Genomic DNA, 1,867 nt, shown 5'->3' with positions numbered 1-1,867 from the left:
TTCTCCTGCGGCGCATTCCTGTTACTGCTCACGAGCCAATATTGCCACCTGGCGTTGGTGCCACAACGATTCCGGACGGCGAGATGACAGTGCGGTCTCGGCCGGCGGCATCGACGCGCAGTCCAGCACGGGGTGTGCGTCTGCTGGCACCTCTAGACCAGTGACTTCCAGGAGCGTGTGCTCGGCTGCCATGTGCCCTCGACGATGCCCTGGTTGAGGAGGGGGTTCATACAGATGCCGAGGAGTTCGAGGGCGGCGTCGAGGGTGTGCAGCGCCGTGGGCAGCATCGTTTCCTTCGCCAGGGGCGGGTAGCTCTCCGCCCATCGCGGGCCCGGGGAGTGCACCTGCTGGGGCAGGGCTTCCAGGAGCGGCCTCTGCTCGACTTGTTTGTGCAGCGCCGCAAGGGTTCTGGCGGCGTCCAGCGTGCAGTGGTTGATGATCAGGAGCAGGTCGACAAGGTCACGCCACCGGGTGGACGGGTAGCCGCTGCGGTACTCGTACATGGCCGCGAACTTGTCGGCGACCTGATCGGCCAGGGGATAGCACGCGAATTCCGGTGCCCGCGCCACGGTGCCGGGGATATCGATCGCGTGTTCGGGTGCCAGATAGTCGATTTCGCCGACGAGTTCACGCCCGACGGTGAGGTCGATGGGAAACCCCTGGAACGGGACTGCGCCGGCATACGGTGTGGCCTGCAGCTTCATCACGCTCATCCCGGACTGGTCCTCGCTGCCTTGCCGGTCGAGCTGGAAGGTGAGCGGGTCGAGTTCGGGATACTGACGACCGACCAGGGTCCGGAGTTCGTCGAAGGCGTCGTCGAAGCTCGCGGTGCGATGCAGAAGATCGACGTCTCGGCTGCTACGGGCCCCCGGCAGTCGCACCAGAAGGCTCATGCCGCCCTTGAGGATCCAACCCGAGCCCGCCTCGGCGAAGACCCGCGCGAGAAACCGGTGCATGAAGAATTCACGCAGCAGAACACTTTGTGGACGCGACGACTTTCTCGCGAGTTTCCGGGCGCGCTCGTTCAGCGCACCCTGAAACCCCCTGTCGGTGTACTGCTTCCTCACCAGACCCTCATCACTCGGTGCGCTCGGAGATCGAGCGTTCATCATCGTCCTCGGTGGCCGGCTCCACAGCGGAAGACACGCCGGAATCCGAGGCCGCGGCCCCGCGCAGCTGCGGCACGACGATCGCCTGGAATGCTGCCGCAGTCGACGATTTGAGCGCCTCCTCGAAGCCGGGATTCGCGACAGCCGTCTGCAGCATGTCGGTGAAGGCAGGACTGTGCACGAAGGCGTTTCTGAACGAGTCGGTGATGCCCTCGTAGAAACCAGCCGTCATCTTTCCCAAGGCGTCGGCCGCCAGGGACTTGTAGACGGCCGCCACCTGCTCCGAGGCCATGTTCGCGTTCACCAGGCCGTCAAGGATGAGAGAACGCGGTAGACGATGCTCGTTCGACAGCAGGTCGTGAGCGCCCACCCCCGCCCATTCGAACATGTTGATCCGCGGCGCCGCGGCCATCGCGGTCGCTCGCGCTGCAGGTGCGGCCACTACTGCGGAGGCCGATTCGGGCACCCCGGCTTCCTCGATCAGATGCTCGACGAATTCCATTCCCGCCCCGGCCCTCACCCCGTACCGGTGCGCGAATGGCCTGAGCGCGGAAGCGAATTCGTCGATCGAGGCATCACCGGTCAGTACCGCGTCTCGGACCACGGAGGCCAGATGGCCACCGTCGATCCGGGCCGCGGCCAGATCCGTGGCCGTGCGCAGCGGTCGTGTGACCGGAAGCCCATCCACCAGACGCCAGTCGTCGCGATCGAGAGCCGAGATGTGGAAAGCCACGTCAGCGCTGCGGGTTCCGCGCCGG

2 protein-coding genes are annotated in these 1,867 nt (G+C 65.7%); both read right to left on the bottom strand.

All coding sequences use genetic code 11. The annotated features are described in order from the left end of the window. Positions 1 to 152: 152 nt before the first annotated feature. A complete protein-coding gene (locus A5780_RS13890; protein ID WP_064908623.1) occupies positions 153 to 1,067 on the bottom strand; it encodes a nucleotidyl transferase AbiEii/AbiGii toxin family protein in 915 nt (304 codons plus the stop codon). A gap of 10 nt (positions 1,068 to 1,077) precedes the next feature. After that, positions 1,078 to 1,611, bottom strand: coding sequence for a hypothetical protein (locus A5780_RS13885; protein WP_156769495.1), 534 nt, complete (start codon positions 1,609 to 1,611; stop codon positions 1,078 to 1,080). Between the last annotated feature and the right edge of the window lie 256 nt (positions 1,612 to 1,867).

The organism is Nocardia sp. 852002-20019_SCH5090214 (assembly GCF_001665865.1).
Lineage (GTDB): Bacteria > Actinomycetota > Actinomycetes > Mycobacteriales > Mycobacteriaceae > Nocardia > Nocardia nova.
This window is presented reverse-complemented; position numbering and strand designations above follow the sequence as displayed.